This is a genomic window from Candidiatus Paracoxiella cheracis, from assembly GCF_049348705.1.
Classification (GTDB): domain Bacteria; phylum Pseudomonadota; class Gammaproteobacteria; order Coxiellales; family Coxiellaceae; genus Paracoxiella; species Paracoxiella cheracis.
This window is the reverse complement of sequence record NZ_CP186485.1, coordinates 339,489-358,705: the sequence shown is the minus strand read 5'-3', so window position 1 is coordinate 358,705 and position 19,217 is coordinate 339,489. Positions and strand designations below refer to the sequence as shown.

The window sequence follows — 19,217 nt, the reverse complement described above, 5'->3', positions numbered from 1 at the left end:
ATCCAGTGGATTAGGGCCATTTAGGTCCTAATCCATTTTTTGAATCATAGAAAATCAAGGCCGCCAGAAAAAATTTCACAGCACCCTTATTTGCAGCAAAAAATAAAGGATAAATAGTAGTGACAAAACGATCAACATTGCGTTGATCTCATGGCGCTTGCGGCAGATGATTTTAAGTAGTGTATAACTAATTATTCCTGCCCCCACACCATTTGCAATGGACAGTGTGTAAGGAATCACAAGCACGGTAACTAAGCTTGGAATTGATTCTGTATAATCTTTCCAATTGATGCTAGTGACATTTCGAATCATCAAGCAACCCACGAATAATAAGGCGGGTGCTGTGGCAAAACTCGGAATTGTTGCTGCCAATGGCGACAAAAATAAGGCGATAAGAAAGAATCCTGCTACAACAAACGCAGTCAACCCCGTACGTCCACCAACACTGATACCCGTTGCGCTTTCTAAATAAGGGCTGGTGCTCGATGTACCCATTACCGCACCACATACGGTTGCAAGACTATCAGCCAACAACCCACGACCGATGCGTTTTTGAGCATCCTCTTTATCCAATAATTTAGCCTCATTTAAAAGACCAACCAAGGTTCCAGTGCAGTCAAATAAGGTAACGAACAAAAAGCAAAAATAATTGAAACACCTTTCAAGGACAGCAAATGACTAAATTGAAAATGAAATAAAGTTGGAGTGATGCTCGGCGGCAAAGAAAATATCCCATGAAAATGGGAAAGGCCAAAAATTAAGCCTAATATCGTTGTGACGAGTATACCCGCCAAAATAGCGCCAGGAATTTTATAATAAGAACAGGTAGCAATCGTGATTAATCCCAAAAAAAATAATAGTATTTTCAAGCCCACATGCGCAGTATGAATACTTTCGTACAAACCCGGAATCGTTACACCCACATTATGCAGTGCAATTAACGCGATAAATAATCCCAAGCCGGTCGTAATTGCCATATTTAATGCTTTAGGAATTGCAGCAATAATATACCGGCGTAACGGAGTCAGTGAAATTAAGAAAAATAATATCCCCGCGATAAAAACTGCACCCAATGCTTCCTGCCAAGCAAACCCTAATCCATGCACGATCACATAGGTAAAATACACATTCAGCGCCATACCGGGCGCTACTGCTATAGGGTAATTTGCTAACCATCCCATCAAAATACAAGCAAGTGCCGACACAATACACGTCACAACAAAAACTGATCCATAGTTCATGCCTGTCATGCTAAGCAAGCTAGGATTAACAAAAATAATATAAGACATGGTGAGAAAGGTGGTGAGTCCCGCAAGATAGTCACGACGGTTTTTTAGATGAGATGTAACACGCTTGGTAAAATCGTGTATCTTTGAGGCTTCAGATCTAGTCGTTTTGTTCACGGAGAACTTCTCCATCGTGCCATAGACAACTTCCTTTCCGCTCCAACATTCTTAAAAATTCTTGATGCGCATGCAACTCTTCCTTATCCGCAGCAATGACCTGAAGCGGTGCGCGGTCTGATGCAATTCGACGAATACGTGTGGGCTGCATGGTTTCAACCGTTCTTTCACCTTCAAATAACTGGGTTTGCCCACCCGTCATTAATAAATAAACTTGAGCCAACAATTCCGCGTCTAATAATGCGCCGTGAAAATCGCGATTGGAGTTGTCAACATTATAACGTCGACATAAAGCATCTAAACTATTGTGTTGGCCAGGGTGTTTGCGACGCGCTATTGCTAATGAATCGACAATGCCGCAATATTTCGTAATCAACGGAAATTGACTATCCACCAACTTAAATTCGTGATTCAAAAAACCCACATCAAACGGTGCATTGTGAATAATGAGTTCTGCACCCTTTAGATAAGTCAACAGTTCATCTTTAATATCTTTAAATAAAGGCTTATCGGCTAAAAAATCGTCTGTAATGCCGTGAATTTCGGCAGCTTGGCGCTCGACACTACGCTGTGGATTAATATAAAAATGCAAATAATTTCCCGTTAATCGACGGTTAATCATTTCCAGACAACCGACTTCGATAATTCGGTGACCTTGTTCAGGCGATAGACCTGTTGTTTCTGTATCTAAAACGATTTGACGCATATGTTATTTCATCTCATCAATGCCGCGATTAGCTAATTCATCGGCAATTTCATTCTCCCGATGACCGCTATGCCCTTTCACCCAATGCCAAGAAACTTCATGTTTTTCAGCCTCGCGTTCTAGCTCTTGCCATAAATCCATATTTTTTACAGGTTTTTTATTACTCGTTTTCCAACCACGCTGCTTCCATCTCGGCATCCATTCGGTAATCCCCCGACGGACATATTCTGAATCCGTTGTTATCATGACGCGACAGGGTCTTGTCAATGCGGCCAATCCTTTGATGGCTGCCATTAATTCCATACGATTATTGGTTGTTTCTTTTTCCCCACCATACAAACGCCGTTCATGATTGTTATACCGCAACAGTACGCCCCATCCGCCCGGCCCTGGATTGCCACGACACGCACCATCACTAAAAATTTCTACGGCTATCTTTGTCATGTTGATCCTTTTTACATACGTGTTGTCGGCTCGACGACTCGTCTTACCACCGCGCGTTTTTTCCACCAGAATTGTCTCTGTTTCAGTGGTTCATACACTTGTTTTGTGGCTGTAATTAAATAAACACCGCCTAGTGTCGGAAAACACAATTGACCAAGTGTTTCAGTTAATGCGGTTGTTCGTCGACTTCGTGATTTACCACGGGGTGATCGAAAGCATAACGTTTTATTCACATCGATGCTATAGTCATAGCCACGCAACCACTGTTTGATATGCGCACGTGACCAAAACTTTCCGTTCCATGGACACTCTTTTTTTCGACTAAACATTTTCAGCAACCCCCAATAACCCCACGGATTGAATCCCAGAATGATTAATTGTCCACCTGGAGCTAAGGATTGGTAGACTTCTTCCAATAATCGCACGGGATATTCAGCAAATTCAAACACGTGAATCAATAACACTACATTGAGGCTGTCTGGAAGAATTGGTAACTCCCGAAGGTTTGCATGAATTTGAGGATGATAAATGTCCGAAGACGGTTCTGTCACTAATTGAACGCGATGTAAGATGGGGCTATCAGCAGAATGCTGTAAATCATGGGTGCCACCAATTTGCATTAGATGATCACCATAAGATTTTTTCAAAATATTGGCGACTTCTGACCGCTCCATATCCAACAACCATGACCCCGGAATCTCTTGATACCATGAATCCGTCAGAACGTTTGTGGTCGTCATTCGCATATGTACTTAGCTTACTTTATACTGGAGTAATTCATTCATGGAGTCATTAGTGTCACACAACATTATCGCCATCCCTGCTCTCAATGATAACTATATCTGGATGATAGTGCACCCTAGAACACAACAAGCCATGATCGTCGATCCCGGTGAAGCCACCCCCGTATTACAAGTGCTCAAGGAATATAACATCAACCTAGCAGCGATTTTGATCACTCATCATCATTGGGATCATACGAATGGAATTGAAGAAATTATCGCCAGCCATAAAGCTCCAGTTTATGCTCCACTTAAAGATAATGTAGCCAACAGTGATCATCCCATTAAAGGCGGCAATGAAGTTGAAATCCCTACGATGGAACTCAAATTCCAAGTGATCGATATCCCAGGACACACTGTAGGACACGTTGCCTACCAAAGGCATCAGTGGGCGTTTACCGGCGATACATTATTTACGGGTGGATGCGGCCGAATATTTGAAGGAACTCCGGATGAGCTCTATCATTCATTATGCAGCCTTGCAGAACTACCCCTTGAAACACATGTTTATTGCGGTCATGAGTATACAGCGGCGAATCTACGCTTTGCTGAGCTTGTGGATCCAAATAATCTCATTCTCCAAAAACGCATCATAGAGACCGATCGATTGCGCTCCCGAGGTTTGCCGACCGTGCCATCGACCATCGCTTTGGAACTTCAAACAAACCCGTTTTTACGCTGTCATCTGCCTGAGATACAGGCAGCCGTCGGGAACTACTGTGGGGAACCCTTAGCAGATACCGTGGCTGTGTTCGCTGCATTACGTCGTTTGAAAGAGGCTTTGTTGCCTAACCTCACGGCTTTGTCTGTGTCGCAAAATTTAGGCGCAACGATAACTCGCCGGCATTCCTAGCCGTGTCATTTTATTTAACACACCACAACCGATCATTGATTCGATTTTTTGCCGTACAAAATCTCGAGCATGTAACGTACTACCCAATATTCTTTTGTAGCGTTGAATCGCCAACTCTGAATAATTCCGATAACCGTATTGTCTTATTCGTTGCCAAGCCATTCGGCCCAATGCTTTTAGTTGCTTAACATTACCATTACGTTGTGTATGATTATTTTTATCATAAACAGCATCACTATCAGGCGGCATTATTATAGCGGCTCCTTTAAAGTAATTTGATAATATTTCATAAACAGGATTCTTATCGTAGGCACCATCGGCGCTGACATGGCCCACTTTGCAAGTAAGTTGCTTTGATAACGTTGCAACGCTTTGGCAATCCGCCGTAAAGCGATCCGTTAAATCATTACCATGAATAATATGTTTATTATCAACGGCTATATGCAATTTACGCCAACTCCGTTTGGCTGATAATGTATATGTTTCCTGATGCCATTCACCTCTGCCAAACCGTTTTAACCCAGTGGAGTCAAGGGCGATAGCCACAACGCTTTTATCTGCCGATTCCGTTTTCCTGTAACGAGGCGACTGAATAGTTAAAAGCGCTAACCGTTTTGACAAGCAACTGTAATCCGGTGATTTTATATTAAGGGCTTTCATCTTGAAAATTGAATTCATAAACCCTTGACATTGCCTCAACGCTAAACGAAAAACTTGCCGAATTTCATGGCACGTAATGATCGCAAGATCCGTGAACTTTTGGGGTGCGCCTTTGCCATCATACACACGATCTTTTTCATACCACGAATGAATAATATCATCGGATATCCAGATTTCAATATTGGCACGATTGCGTAATGCATTATTATATTCACGCCAATTGCTCACCTTGTATTTCTGCTTGGGAATCGTCCAGCCTTTTTTGTTTGGATATTTATTTGGCATATGAACCGCCTTCTGCTTGAAAATCCTGGGGTGCTGATTATAATATAGACAGCAAAAATTACATAGATTGTTCATGTTTTAGTTAGGCAACAAAGCCATCTTCAATTATCGCAACCTACTTTTCCGTGCGATTTGGGGATACTCACACCTGGTTGCGAGTCTCTCTGTCAGGCTGTGTCTTAATTATCAACAAGTTACCATTTAAAGGTAAAAAAGTGGTTGCAACTACTGACCGTTACGGTAATGTGCTATCTCCCTATACGACCGCCCCTGGTAATAAAAATGAATCCCCATTGTTCATCCAGGCATTAACACATTTGAAATTAATGATGAAACAAAAAAGAAGTTGAAATCCCCTTCAAAATATCCAACATTACAACAAACTTTTTGAAGCAATCTCATAAATGTCTTTTGAACCCTTGGGGGTTTCAACGATTCGTTTGAGTTGCTCCTTTATCAGCGACTGACGCTTTTTATCCATTTTTTTCCAGCGCGTTAGTGGCTGCAACATGCGCGCTGCCACCTGTGGATTAGCAGGATCAATTGCCAAAACCTGATCGCCAATGAAGCGATAACCCTCACCATTTTCAGCATGAAAACAAACCACATTCATACCAAAAGCACCGATGAGTGCATAAACGTTATTGGGATTGCGAATATTAAATGCCGGATGCTTCATTAATTGTTTCACTTTACCTAGCGTATCGGGTCGTGTCGATGATGCTTGCAACGTTAGCCATTTATTAATCACTAACGGCTGATCTTTCCATTTTTTATAAAACTCATCAAGCGCAGCATCGCGTTCTTTACAGTCTTCATTGATAAGTGCACCCAAAGCACCTACGGTATCCGTCATATTATCGCAAGTGGAAAATTGCTCATAGGCTGTTTTTAGATAATGACCCTTATCGGCAAGCACCAAATAGTTTAAGCAAATATTTTTGAGGCTGCGTTTACCCATGTCCACAGGATTATATTCATAATAAGGTAATTGATGCTCTGCAAAACATGTTGAAAAATCTTGCGCTAATGCTTTTGCTAATGACTCTCTAACAAAGTCACGAGCTTTATGAACTGCTCTCACATCACCAACCTCCATTTGTTGTAGCAAGTAATTTTCGGTGGGTAACATCAAGAGCGTTGCAGAAAAACGATGATCATCGTGCTGACTGGTTAATAGTTTTTGAAATACTTTAATTAACCGCTCATCGATTACAAAGGGTTTACCCGCTTGATAATCAGCCACTAGTTTCAGAATCAATCGTTTTTCAAAATTTTGACCTGCCTCCCATTTAGCAAACGGATCCGTATCACAATTGAGTAACCACAATAATTCTTCATCCGTGTAGGGATAATTCAAAATAACTGGGGCGGAAAAGTCACGCAATAACGACGGAATGGGTTTGCTTTCAACATGAATAAAGCGAAAGGTTTCAACCGGTTTTTTAAGCTCCAAAACGCGCGTACCCCTACTCGCATGAGGCTCACCCTCTAACTGTGTAGGGAGTTCCTGACAATCGGGCCCGATTAAACCCATCGCCAAAGGCAAGTGAAACGGCTCCTTTTGGGATTGCCCTGGTGTTGGCGGACACGATTGTTTGACCGTCAAAGTAAATGTTTTGTGCTTTTCGTCATAATCACCCACAACATCCAACACAGGCGTTCCAGCTTGATCATACCAACGCTTAAATTGGGTTAAGTCCTTACCGGAAGCATCTTCCATCGCTTTAATAAAATCTTCTGTGGTGACCGCTTGGCCATCGTGCCGTGTAAAGTACAGATTCATACCTTCACGAAATAATTTTTTACCCAATAAAGTTCGCACCATTCGAATCACTTCAGAACCTTTGCGATACACGGTATTGGTATAGAAATTATTGATTTCAATATAGGAGCGCGGGCGAATAGGATGCGACATGGGGCCTGCGTCCTCAGGAAATTGCACGTTTCTCAAATAATTCACACTATCAATTCGCGCAACACCCGGCGATGTTAAGTCTTCAGTAAATGTAGAGTCTCGAAATACCGTCAACCCCTCTTTTAGTGTTATCTGAAACCAATCACGACAGGTGACCCGATTGCCTGACCAGTTATGAAAATACTCATGCCCGATAACATCTAAAATCGCAACGTAATCGGTATCGGTGGCTGTTTTTGAATTCGCCAACACATATTTTGTGTTAAAAATATTGAGTCCTTTATTTTCCATGGCACCCATATTGAAGTCACTGACCGCCACGATCATATAAATATCTAAATCGTACTCCCGTCCGTAAGTTTCCTCATCCCATTTCATCGCTAATTTTAAAGCTTCTAACGCATATCCCCCTTGATCGGCGAACCCTTTCTCGAGATAGAGTCGCAAATCGATCTCGCGCCCGGACATTGTTATGAATTTATCGCGTAATAAATCAAAGTCACCCGCAACCAGCGCAAATAAATAAGATGACTTTAAGGAGGGATCTTCCCAGTGCACCCAGTGACGATTATTATCTAACTCTTTTTCTTCAATCAAATTGCCGTTGGACAACAACATGGGATATTTTGTTTTATCGGCAGTAATTGTTGTCGTGAATCGTGACATGACATCGGGCCGGTCAAGATAATATGTAATGCGTCGAAAACCATGAGATTCACATTGAGTACAGAAATTATTGCGAGATTTATATAAGCCGCTTAATGCCGTGTTTTCCTGCGGTTTAATAACGACTTCAGTTTCTAATTTAAATTGATCGGGAACATGATGAATGGTTAATGAAGTCTTATCGACTTTATACTCAGAAGATGACAATGCTTTCCCATCGATACTCACCGATTTAAGCACCATTTCCTCGCCATTTAACACCAAGGGTGCGTTGACTGAGTCAACGACTGGGTTACGATGCATCGCCAATATCGATTTAACACGTGTTTCCTCTTCTTGCAAATCTACATTAAGGTGTACGGTGTCGATTAAAAAATCGGTAGGCCTATAATCTTCTAAATAAATAGTCTCTGGCTGAGATGTCATCGGTTACCCCAAGTTTCCAAGTTCATTGAAGAAACCGATGATTGTAGCGCAAATTATAAAAAGAAGCCAACGCTTTGAAAATATTAAATATTTATATTGATTCCTATCAAGTTTACCTAGCGAGCTTTTAAAAATTGAATTAATCACCAATCTGCACATCAAGTGCCCTAAAGTTAGATAAGGCTAATCTAGTAAATCATTGATTTGATGGCTATCGGCATTTCAGCATAGAGTATGGGATTGAAAAATTTATAAAATAATGCACATTATCCTCTTGTGAACCGAAGTGCTAATGTTATAATGGTTGACCTTACGGTTTGTTGGAAAATTTTCCACAAGCCACGTCAGAAATCCCTAACTGAATTAGGAGTAAAACGTTGGAAGGAATCGCAACTACAATGGAAACTGACACTCTCACTCAAGAGACTGAGGTCAAACAGGCTACTATAGGCCAATCATTTGCTGCCAGCGTGCAACAGTCCCTACAAAACTACTTTGCGCAACTGGATGGTGAAGAACCTGCTAATCTTTACAGCATGGTGTTGGCTCAAATGGAAGTGCCATTACTTAAAATGGTAATGCGTTACACTAGTGGTAACCAAAGTAAGGCCGCCAAAATTTTAGGAATTAGCCGCGGAACATTACGTAAAAAACTCGCGATTTATCAAATCGATTAAGTGCAATGTCGACTAGCAAGCCGATTAAACGTGCATTAATCAGCACTTCAGACAAATCAGGCTTAGTCGAATTCGCAAACCAACTAGTCGATCTAGGCGTTGAAATAATTGCGACAGGTGGTACCGCATCGCTACTCGCAGAAAATACTATTTCGATAACTGAAGTCGCGGATTATACGGGCTTTCCTGAAATCATGGATGGACGAGTTAAATCACTTCATCCAAAAATTCATGGAGGATTGCTGGGTCGTCGTGGCATTGATGATAAGGTCATGGCACAACACGGAATCCTCCCTATTGATTTAGTCGTCGTCAATCTCTATCCATTTCAGCAAACTATTTACGATCCCGAGTGCACCCTTGAAAAGGCGCTTGAACACATCGACGTGGGCGGCCCCACCATGCTACGGGCAGCCGCAAAAAACTTTCCTGATGTTACAGTCATAGTCGATCCACAAGATTACCAATGGATCCTTGAAGAAATGCAATCGCACGAGGGTTCAACGACCTTTAAAACACGACAGACGCTCGCGCAAAAAACATTTTCTCACCTGGCTAATTACGATAAAGCCATCGCTGAATATTTAGCAAAGGATGACAAGCCACTGTCCAGCGAGTTATTTCCCAAAGATTTTGAACCACATTATCAAAAGAAAACAGAATTGCGTTATGGTGAAAATCCTCATCAACAAGCGGCGTTTTATCGTAGTATACCGTCACAACCCAACAGTTTGGCACAAGCTAAACAATGGCAAGGCAAAGAACTTTCGTTTAATAATTTAATGGACACTGATTGCGCCTTAGCTTGCGCACGAATTTTTTCATCACAAATACCCTGTTGCGTCATTGTAAAGCACGCCACACCTTGCGGTGCTGCACAAGGACACAATCAACTCGATGCATATAATAAAGCTTACGCCACAGACCCTACTTCTGCATTTGGAGGGATTATTGCCTTTAATACACCACTTGAAGCAGAAACGGCAGAAAAAATAATCTCACAACAATTTGTTGAAGTATTAATTGCGCCTAGCATTACAAATGACGCGTTCATTTACCTGCGCACCAAACCCAATATTCGTGTATTGACCTGTGGTCAATTGACTCACCCAATTCATTCATTTACATTACATTCAATTTCTGGCGGATTGTTAATACAGCAATCAGACACCCAGCCGTTAAATCCAAATGAGTTACGTATCGTCAGCCGACGAGAGCCCACTCACTCCGAGTTAGGAAATTTATTATTCGCTTGGGACGTTGTGAAGTTCGTGAAATCCAATGCCATCGTTTATGCAAAAGATCGCGCAACGTTAGGTATCGGCAGCGGGCAAACCAGCCGTATTTTTGCTGCTAAAATTGCAGCCTTAAAAGCCAAAGAAGCTAACCTCTCATTAGAAGGCAGCGTCATGGCATCGGATGCCTTTTTCCCGTTTTCAGATAGCATCGAGCTAGCAGGTAGTCTTGGTGTGACTGCTGTAATCCAACCTGGTGGCTCTAAACGCGATGCCGAAGTGATTGCAGCAGCCGATAGCGCTAATATAGCGATGGTATTCACCAATATGCGACACTTCCGGCATTGAGGCATTCACACCAAAAGAGTAATGAACAGATATGAACATTTTAATCATTGGTAACGGCGGTCGTGAACACGCTATTGCATGGCAAGTTGCACAGGCACCTACTGTGGAGAAAGTCTGGGTTGCTCCTGGCAATGCTGGAACGGCAACCGAATTTAAAACTCATAATGTTCCTATCAGCCCAACCGATACCGAGGCGTTAGTTCGTTTTGCTCATGACAAGAATATCGATCTAACCATTGTGGGCCCCGAAGCGCCGCTCGCTACTGGCGTTGTCGATGCATTTACAAAACACGGTTTAAAATGTTTTGGCCCCACCCAGCAAGCGGCACAATTAGAAACTTCCAAGGCTTACTGCAAACATTTTCTGCGTGAGCATCATATTCCAACTGCACAGTATGCGGTATTCCAAGATAAAAAGGATGCTCTTGACTATATTAAAACCCAATCATTTCCTCTGGTCATCAAGGCCAGCGGTTTGGCCGCGGGCAAAGGTGTCATTATTGCTAACGATAAAGAAGAAGCTCAAGCCGCTATTCTAGCGATGCTAGAAGGTAACGCTTTTGGTCACGCTGGCCACGAAATTGTGATCGAAGAGTTTTTAACCGGTGAAGAGCTTAGCTTCATCGTGATGGCCGATGGCGAACACATTCTTCCTTTAGCGACCTCTCAAGACCACAAGCGTCGTGATGACGGCGACCAAGGGCCCAACACCGGCGGAATGGGTGCCTATTCTCCCGTTCCTCGCATGAACGAAGCACTCAACACTAAAATTATGCGAGAAGTGATTGAGCCAACCATTACCGCTTTACGCTTACATGGCTCACCCTATACAGGCTTTTTATATGCTGGCTTGATGATCTCGCCAAACGGTGAGCCCAAGGTATTAGAATTTAATTGCCGTTTGGGTGATCCCGAAACCCAACCATTGATGATGCGACTAAAATCAAACTTGACCGAACTTTGCATGGCTGCTTTAGCGGGACAATTAAATCAGGTATCCGTTGTGTGGGACCCGCGGCCTGCGCTTGCGGTCGTGATGGCGTCCGGTGGCTATCCCGATGCCTATCACAAAGGCGATATCATTACGGGGCTTGAAGAAAGCGGCGACCCTGATATTAAAGTTTTTCATGCCGGCACAGCCTTCAAAGATCAGAGCGTCGTTACCAGTGGCGGTCGCGTTTTAGCGGTAACCGCATTAGGTGATAATCTTTTGGAAGCGCAAGAGAAAGCTTATCAACGTGCTCGATTAATCCACTGGCCAAATTGTTTTTACCGAACGGACATTGGTTATCGTGCTATTGAACAGAGTCAATAATCGTTAATGTTTTATTCAAATACGCATCTCGAGTAGCACTACGCCTCACTTTCCCACTGGTCGTTTTAGGCAACGTTTTAGATTTAATCAGCACAATATCGTGAACTTTTATGGCTTTGTTGCCTAACCCCACGCCTTTGTTTGTGTCTCAAAATGGCTTTGTTGCCTAACTAAAATATGAACAATCTATGTACTTTTTGCTGTCTATATTATAATCAGCACCCCACGATTTTTAAGCAGAGGGCGCCTCATATGCCAAATAAATATCCAAACAAAAAAGGTTGGAGGATTCCCAAGCAGAAATACAAGGTGAGCAATTGGCGTGAATATAATAATGCATTACGCAATCGTGCCAATATTGAAATCTGGATATCCGATGATATTATTCATTCATGGTATGAAAAAGATCGTGTGTATGATGGCAAGGGTGCACCCAAAAAGTTTACGGACGTTGCCATCATTACGTGCCATGAAATTCGGCAAGTTTTTCGTTTAGCGTTGAGGCAATGTCAAGGGTTTATGAATTCAATTTTCAAGATGAAAGCACTTAATATAAAATCACCGGATTACAGTTGTTTGTCAAAACGGTTAGCGCTTTTAACTATTCAGTCACCTCGTTACAGAAAAACGGAATCGGCAGATAAAAGCGTTGTGGCTATCGCCCTTGACTCCACTGGGTTAAAACGGTTTGGCAGAGGTGAATGGCATCAAGAAAAATATAAATTATCAGCCAAACGGAGTTGGCGTAAATTGCATATAGCCGTTGATAATAAACATATTATTCATGGTAATGATTTAACGGATCGCTTTACGGCGGATTGCCAAAGCGTTGCAACGTTATCAAAGCAACTTACTTGCAAAGTGGGCCATGTCACCGCCGATGGTGCTTACGATAAGAATCCTGTTTATGAAATATTATCAAATTACTTTAAAGGAGCCGCTATAATAATTCCGCCTGATAGTGATGCTGTTTATGATAAAAATAATCATACACGACGCAATGGTAATGTTCAGGAAATAAAAGCATTGGGTCGAATGGCTTGGCAGCGAATAAGACAATACGGTTATCGGAATTATTCAGAGCTGGCGATTCAACGTTACAAAAGAATATTGGGTAGTACGTTACATGCTCGAGATTTTGTACGGCAAAAAATCGAATCAATGATCGGTTGTGGTGTTTTAAATAAAATGACGCGGCTAGGAATGCCAGCAAGTTATCGTTGCGCCTAAATTTTGAGACACAAACAAAGGCGTGGGTCTGTAAATAAGATTGTGTAAATGCGATAGTCAGGGAAAGGTCGTTAAAATTATACGGAGTCTTTGACTATGGCAATGAAAACCAATAAATTAGATCCACAGGTTGTGGAATATTTTCTCAAACATACCAAGACCGCATCTGATATTTTCGGTGATACTGGTTTGTTAAAGGAGTTAAAAAAGGCACTGACGGAGCGTATTCTGGAAGGGGAGCTGACGGACGCGCTGGGTTATGCAAAACACGAAGTGTCTGGCAACAATAGTGGTAATTCCCGCAATGGGCACAGCCAAAAAACGATCAAAACAACAGATGGCGAGATGACCATTGAGGTTCCTCGTGATCGTAACAATGAGTTTGTACCGCAATTGATTCCAAAACATCAAACCCGCTTTGATGATTTGGATGACAAAATTATGAGTCTTTATGCACGGGGTATGACTACCCGTGATATTCAAGATCAGTTGAAAGATTTGTATGGCACAACTATTTGTTCGAGTCTCATTTCTACAGTAACCAACGAAGTGATTGAAGAAGTGAAGGCTTGGCAAAGTCGTCCGTTGGACAAGGTGTATCCGATTGTGTATTTGGACGCTTTAGTGATTAAAGTGCAGCAAGATAAAAAGGTTATCAATAAGGCATTGTATTTGGCTTTAGGAATTAATATCGATGGGCAAAAAGAATTGCTAGGTATTTGGATTAGCCAAAATGAGGGCGCTAAATTCTGGTTGAATGTATTAACGGAGTTAAAAAATCGAGGCCTAGAAGATATCCTGATTTGTTGCGTTGACGGGCTAACGGGCTTTCCTGATGCGATTGGCGCTGTGTATCCTAACACTCAAGTACAGCTTTGCATTGTACACATGGTGCGGAATTCATTGCGCTATGTGGGTTGGAAAAAGAAAAAAGAAGTGGCCGCTGACTTAAAAGCTATTTATTCGGCCAGTACGGTTGAAGAAGCAGAATTGGCGCTGACGAGTTTCTCTGAGAAATGGGATGCTGAATTTCCCTCGATTGCCAAAAGTTGGTTGACTCATTGGGAGCGCATTGTGCCATTTTTTGCTTATCCGGCAGAAATTCGGAGGGTGATTTATACCACTAACGCTATTGAATCACTGAACATGAGTATCCGAAAAGTTATTAAAAATAAACGAGTTTTTCCGTCGGACGATGCCGCTTTAAAACAACTCTATTTAGGGTTAAAAAATATAGCCAAAAAATGGACCATGCCGATTCGAGACTGGGGTGCCGCCATGAATCGTTTTGCCCTTATGTTTGAAGATCGCCTGGCGGATTTTGTATAAAACTTAAAATTCATAAGAGAGGAAATTAATTTGAACGCAATGTAGTTTTTGATAAAATTAAAAAATCAGTTAACACAATGGCTGATTCATAATTCTGACTGACGCGATTTACACAAACTAATAAACAGTCCCAAAGGCGTGGGGTTAGGCAACAAAGCCCCGCCGTAAAGCGATCCGTTAAATCATTACCATGAATAATATGTTTATTATCAACGGCTATATGTAATTTACGCCAACTCCGTTTGGCTGATAATTTATATTTTTCCTGATGCCATTCACCTCTGCCAAACCGTTTTAACCCAGTGGAGTCAAGGGCGATAGCCACAACGCTTTTATCTGCCGATTCCGTTTTTCTGTAACGAGGTGACTGAATAGTTAAAAGCGCTAACCGTTTTGACAAACAACTGTAATCCGGTGATTTTATATTAAGTGCTTTCATCTTGAAAATTGAATTCATAAACCCTTGACATTGCCTCAACGCTAAACGAAAAACTTGCCGAATTTCATGGCACGTAATGATGGCAACGTCCGTAAACTTTTTGGGTGCACCCTTGCCATCATACACACGATCTTTTTCATACCACGAATGAATAATATCATCGGATATCCAGATTTCAATATTGGCACGATTGCGTAATGCATTATTATATTCACGCCAATTGCTCACCTTGTATTTCTGCTTGGGAATCGTCCAGCCTTTTTTGTTTGGATATTTATTTGGCATATGAGCCGCCCTCTGCTTGAAAATCGTTGGACGCTGATTATAATATAAACATCAAAAATGAAATAGATTGTTCATTTTTTAGTTAGGCAACAAAGCCAACCAGTATCACCGAAAATATCAGATGCGGTCTTGGTATGTTTGAGAAAATATTCCACAACCTGTGGATCTAATTTATTGGTTTTCATTGCCATAGTCAAAGACTCCGTATAATTTTAACGACCTTTCCCTGACTATCGCATTTACACAATCTTCTTTACAGACCCTATAGCTCATAAATAACTTAACTTCAGAGAAACCATTATTGCGACACACTGTTCCCTCCGGCTATTTTATCATAACTGAATCAGATCGAATAAAAGATCAACCCCCTACGCTTACAAAACAACTCTGTTGCTCAAGCAAAAATATCAGCGGCATCATGATGCATGCCCAATCATAGAAACCTCTGGTTGGCCTTCAATAACGCGATAGAGTAATGAATACCCTACACGCCAACGATGTCCGGATGATGTGACTAATGAAACTGTTTTATGGTTTAATCGTTCCACACAACCAATAACCTCCTCGCCACTACGATCAAACCCGACCCAATCACCAACTTTCAATTCATTTTTATTAAGGCCTTTTGTTGGGCTACTAAAATCAAAATGACGAGCATCGATCTTGAGAAAATGATAAGGGATCTTCCATTGACTCCCATCATCACAGCGCTGAACAACGACATACTTAGTGTTTTTTTTCATAGCGCGCGCTGCTATGAATTTATTTGTTTCAGCGTTAAAATATTCAAGAAAATCTCCCTCTTTAAATTTTTTCCGTACTGTTGCAATTCGCGTTGGACTTTCCAGTTCATTAGAAATTGCAGTTGATAGCCGATAAATCTCGAATAAACTTGCATTTTTTAAAAAATCCACCAATTGATGATAGCAAATAACGTTGCTCATTGTAATTTTCCTCGTACTGTTATAGATGCTTCTAAAGCATGTCACGATGCTGATGATAAATTATTACTATCCTTATCAATAATCGACTCCTAATCGGTCTGCTAATTTGGTGAGTCGATTCGCTTCTTTGTTATTGCTGACAGCCATCCCTATCGCTTTCTTTTGCCCGATTAATATCACCAGTTGTTTTCCCCGTGTGATCGCTGTATACAATAAATTTCGAGCCAGCAAGGTATAATGTTGGGTTGCTAACGGGATAACGATTATCGGAAACTCTGAGCCCTGGCTTTTGTGAATGCTGATGGCATAGGCTAAGTTAATTTCATCAAGTTCATTCATGTTATAGTCCTTTACAGTTTGATCAAAGCGAATTTTAACCATGCTGTCTTCTAAATCGATACGTTCAATAAAGCCAATATCGCCATTAAACACCTCTTTATCATAATTGTTCGTCATCTGAATGACCTTATCCCCGGTTGCATAGCTGGATCCAAAGCGCGTAATTTTGGGCTCTGCATTGCTATTGAGTGCCCGCTGTAAATCCACATTTAATCCACGACTTCCTAAACCGCCTCGGTTCATCGGAGCAAGCACTTGTATATCTCGTATCGGATCACATCGATAGTGCTGAGGTAATCGTCGTGCTACCACATCTATTAATGTATCATGAATCTCTTCCTGTGTTTCTGCATACAAAGTAAAGAAATCACTGTTTTCAGATTCATTCGGTAAAGGCATTTTTCCATGATTCACTCGATGCGCATTCACAATAATTTTTGAGTCTGCTGCTTGACGAAATATCTCTGTGAGCCTGACAGTAGTCATGACACTGGACTTTATCAAATCAGATAATACGGCGCCCGATCCTACAGAGGGCAGCTGATCAATATCGCCTACTAAAATAAGTGCCGCATGATTAGGTATCGCTTTGAGCAAATGATTGAATAGCACAATGTCAATCATCGAAGATTCATCGATAATCAACACATCAACAGGTAAAGGATTATCCTGGTTGTGCTTGAAGCTATACGTTTTTGGCTCAAAATCCAATAAACGATGGATGGTTTTAGCCGCCAACCCAGTGGTTTCTGTCAATCGCTTAGCAGCTCTTCCCGTCGGCGCACATAGACCCACGCTCATACCCTTCGCACGAATAATCTTAATGAACCCATTGACGATGGTGGTTTTCCCAACACCTGGCCCACCGGTAATAATAGCTAATTTAGACCGTAATACGGTTTCAATGGCGTGGCGTTGAGACTCAGCAAATTGCAACCCCGTTTTCTTTTCAACCCAGGGAATGGCCTTATCGATATTGAGGTCACCCCAAGGTGGTGTCGATGTGTTTAATCTTTTGAGGTTTTCTGCTACCTTTGTTTCAGCAGTATAAAGCGATATCGGATAAACACACCGCTCTGAATTGATTTCATCAGGCACCAGGTTTTCCTGTTGAATCTCATGCTGTATCGCCTCTTCAATAATGGTAACAGGAATACCTAATAATTCCACGCTTGCTTTAATCAATTGCTGCTGCTCGGCGGCACAATGTCCGTTATCACAAAGCTCTTGCAATACATGACGGACACCAGCTTGTCCACGAATCAATGAATCATTGGCAATGCCCAGTTGAGACGCCAGATTATCTGCTGTTTTAAATCCAATCCCTCGAATATCAAGCGCTAAACGGTACGGGTTTTCTCTGACTTTTTCTATGGCATCATCCCCATAGGTTTTGTAAATGCGAACTGACCTTGCTGTACCCACGCCATGAGACTGAAGAAAAACCATAATATCACGAATGACTTTTTGCTCTGCCCATGCCGAAGTTACCTGCTCTTTTCGTTTAGCACCAATTCCCTCTAATTCCATCAATCGATCAGGCTCGTTTTCAATTACATCGAAAACCTGCTCTTTAAACGCTGTTACTAATTTTTTGGCGAAGTGTGGACCGATGCCTTTCACCATCCCTGATCCCAAGTATTTTTCTATGCCTTCCAGTGTGGTAGGTGGGACAGTTCTTAACTGTTGGGTTTTGAATTGAAGTCCATGTTTCTTGTCATTGACCCAGCTTCCTTGGCACTCAATAAACTCTCCCGCAGTAATGCTAGCAGCATTTCCAATGATCGTGACAAGATCACGGCGTCCTTTAACCTTCGTTCGTAACACACAAAACCCGGTTTCTTCACTGTGAAAAGTAACACGTTCAACTGAGCCTTGTATGCGTTCTAGCTGTTGCTCCGTAGTGATTGGCATTAGCAGTCCTCTCATCGTGACCAGAAAAAATCAGTCATGACATAGGGTGAAAGTAATTGGCAATAATGATTGCTACTTTCGCAGGCGGTGCCTCATTTTTGTTGATGGCATCTAAATAACCCTCCCAAACTCGTGCCTATTGATAAATAATCCGATGACAATGTCGTGCAATTTATCCAGTTTAGAAAAGCAAATCGTCTTTCTCGCTAATCGCTTTATTCGTGTGCGCAACGTGAGATGCTTTCGTTCAATCGCTTGGGTATTTTGCTTTCCCACCAAATGTTTTGATTGAGGCAGGTGTCTTTCATAAGCACCCCAATCATCTGTATAGTAAAAGTTGATATCAAATGAGCTCAGTTTTTCTTTCAGTGCTTTAAATGCTGAATCTTTTCTTGGACCAAAATGATAAGCTAACACCTCATGTGTATGGTGATCAATCGCATGCCAAAGCCAACGTTGATTCTGTTTATTTCGAACAAAACTCCACATTTCATCCAGCTCCGCTTCTTCAACTTGTACAACATTAACAGTAACAGACGCACCAAGTGATTCTTTTTCCTTTAAAAGTCGTGTATTGACGCTCTCCAAACCTTCACCCTTTTTTTTAATTCACCAATAACAGTGTTAATGCTAATACGTAAAACGCCTGCAGTATCTCTGACGCCACTACCATTCATTGCCATATCAACTATTTTATCTTTAACACCAGGGGCACGAGCATTATGTGTGTAATCTAGAAGAAATGTATTTTTCTCACAAGCATTATTTTTACATTGAAACCTTTGCTTTCCTGTACTGCTGACGCCAAATTTTACAACCTCATGTAAACAGCAGCAGGAGCAAGCAACATTGATTCTTGCCATTCATTCAATCCTTATCCTAATGATTTTCTGAAATACCAAAATATATCACATCAACAAAAATGAGGCACTACCCAAAAATCATCCATATCACAAAAAATCTCCGTGACCGGTGCCAACATGATTAACTCCTGTTAAATTATTTAGCTGTAATTTTGG

General features: G+C 41.6%; 16 protein-coding genes and 1 pseudogene. 6 read left to right on the top strand and 11 right to left on the bottom strand.

The features are described 5' to 3' along the window. Positions 1–75: 75 nt before the first annotated feature. Genes ACJMKR_RS01870 through ACJMKR_RS01850 form a run of 5 tightly spaced genes read right to left on the bottom strand, consistent with a single transcriptional unit; the run spans position 76 to position 3,299 of the window. Entirely contained in the window at positions 76–603 is a 528-nt protein-coding gene (locus tag ACJMKR_RS01870; RefSeq protein WP_423063536.1) for a solute carrier family 23 protein, read from the bottom strand. Next, a complete protein-coding gene (locus ACJMKR_RS01865) occupies positions 588–1,403 on the bottom strand; it encodes a solute carrier family 23 protein (RefSeq protein ID WP_423063535.1) in 816 nt (271 codons plus the stop codon). The genes ACJMKR_RS01870 and ACJMKR_RS01865 overlap by 16 nt, the downstream gene beginning before the upstream one ends. Further along, the gene (gene dnaQ, locus ACJMKR_RS01860) at positions 1,387–2,109 is read right to left on the bottom strand and encodes a DNA polymerase III subunit epsilon (RefSeq protein ID WP_423063534.1); all 723 of its coding nucleotides are present in this window, start codon (positions 2,107–2,109) and stop codon (positions 1,387–1,389) included. Before dnaQ ends, ACJMKR_RS01865 begins: the two co-directional genes overlap by 17 nt. Positions 2,110–2,112: 3 nt before the next feature. Further along, positions 2,113–2,553 carry a ribonuclease HI gene (gene rnhA, locus ACJMKR_RS01855; protein WP_423063533.1) on the bottom strand — a complete coding sequence of 147 codons (441 nt, stop codon included), beginning with the start codon at positions 2,551–2,553 and terminating at the stop codon, positions 2,113–2,115. Between the two features lie 11 nt (positions 2,554–2,564). Then, a complete protein-coding gene (locus ACJMKR_RS01850) occupies positions 2,565–3,299 on the bottom strand; it encodes a class I SAM-dependent methyltransferase (RefSeq protein ID WP_423063532.1) in 735 nt (244 codons plus the stop codon). A gap of 37 nt (positions 3,300–3,336) precedes the next feature. Between ACJMKR_RS01850 and gloB the strand changes: the two genes are divergently transcribed. Continuing rightward, the gene (gene gloB, locus ACJMKR_RS01845; protein WP_423063531.1) at positions 3,337–4,188 is read left to right on the top strand and encodes a hydroxyacylglutathione hydrolase; all 852 of its coding nucleotides are present in this window, start codon (positions 3,337–3,339) and stop codon (positions 4,186–4,188) included. Here gloB and ACJMKR_RS01840 read toward each other — a convergent pair. Further along, the gene (locus ACJMKR_RS01840) at positions 4,156–5,133 is read right to left on the bottom strand and encodes an IS5 family transposase (RefSeq protein ID WP_423062509.1); all 978 of its coding nucleotides are present in this window, start codon (positions 5,131–5,133) and stop codon (positions 4,156–4,158) included. The genes gloB and ACJMKR_RS01840 overlap by 33 nt on opposite strands. Positions 5,134–5,506: 373 nt before the next feature. Continuing rightward, positions 5,507–8,143, bottom strand: coding sequence for an aminopeptidase N (gene pepN, locus ACJMKR_RS01835; protein WP_423063530.1), 2,637 nt, complete (start codon positions 8,141–8,143; stop codon positions 5,507–5,509). 377 nt (positions 8,144–8,520) lie between these two features. Between pepN and fis the strand changes: the two genes are divergently transcribed. The 5 genes from fis (at position 8,521) to ACJMKR_RS01810 (ending at position 14,277) form a co-directional block, all read left to right on the top strand. After that, positions 8,521–8,820 (top strand): DNA-binding transcriptional regulator Fis, encoded by a 300-nt coding sequence (fis, locus tag ACJMKR_RS01830; protein ID WP_423063529.1) that lies wholly within the window; start codon positions 8,521–8,523, stop codon positions 8,818–8,820. 5 nt (positions 8,821–8,825) lie between these two features. After that, on the top strand, positions 8,826–10,403 hold the full coding sequence (gene purH, locus ACJMKR_RS01825; RefSeq protein WP_423063528.1) for a bifunctional phosphoribosylaminoimidazolecarboxamide formyltransferase/IMP cyclohydrolase: 1,578 nt from the start codon (positions 8,826–8,828) through the stop codon (positions 10,401–10,403). Positions 10,404–10,434: 31 nt separating this feature from the next. Continuing rightward, positions 10,435–11,718, top strand: a complete 1,284-nt coding sequence (gene purD, locus ACJMKR_RS01820; protein ID WP_423063527.1) for a phosphoribosylamine--glycine ligase — start codon at positions 10,435–10,437, stop codon at positions 11,716–11,718. A 252-nt stretch (positions 11,719–11,970) separates the two neighbouring features. Continuing rightward, entirely contained in the window at positions 11,971–12,948 is a 978-nt protein-coding gene (locus tag ACJMKR_RS01815) for an IS5 family transposase (protein WP_423063526.1), read from the top strand. 96 nt (positions 12,949–13,044) lie between these two features. Next, positions 13,045–14,277, top strand: coding sequence for an IS256 family transposase (locus ACJMKR_RS01810; protein WP_423062605.1), 1,233 nt, complete (start codon positions 13,045–13,047; stop codon positions 14,275–14,277). Between the two features lie 25 nt (positions 14,278–14,302). Here the strand turns inward: ACJMKR_RS01810 and ACJMKR_RS01805 are convergent, their stop codons facing one another. The 4 genes and pseudogenes from ACJMKR_RS01805 to ACJMKR_RS01790 all read right to left on the bottom strand — a co-directional run bounded on the left by ACJMKR_RS01805 (position 14,303) and on the right by ACJMKR_RS01790 (position 19,061). Then, positions 14,303–15,001, bottom strand: coding sequence for an IS5 family transposase (locus tag ACJMKR_RS01805; RefSeq protein ID WP_423063525.1), 699 nt, complete (start codon positions 14,999–15,001; stop codon positions 14,303–14,305). A gap of 416 nt (positions 15,002–15,417) precedes the next feature. Next, on the bottom strand, positions 15,418–15,945 hold the full coding sequence (locus ACJMKR_RS01800) for a hypothetical protein (protein ID WP_423063524.1): 528 nt from the start codon (positions 15,943–15,945) through the stop codon (positions 15,418–15,420). Positions 15,946–16,020: 75 nt separating this feature from the next. Beyond that, a complete protein-coding gene (gene recD2 / locus ACJMKR_RS01795; RefSeq protein WP_423063523.1) occupies positions 16,021–18,198 on the bottom strand; it encodes an SF1B family DNA helicase RecD2 in 2,178 nt (725 codons plus the stop codon). Between the two features lie 111 nt (positions 18,199–18,309). Then, positions 18,310–19,061: pseudogene (locus tag ACJMKR_RS01790) on the bottom strand (IS1 family transposase). Positions 19,062–19,217 lie beyond the last annotated feature (156 nt).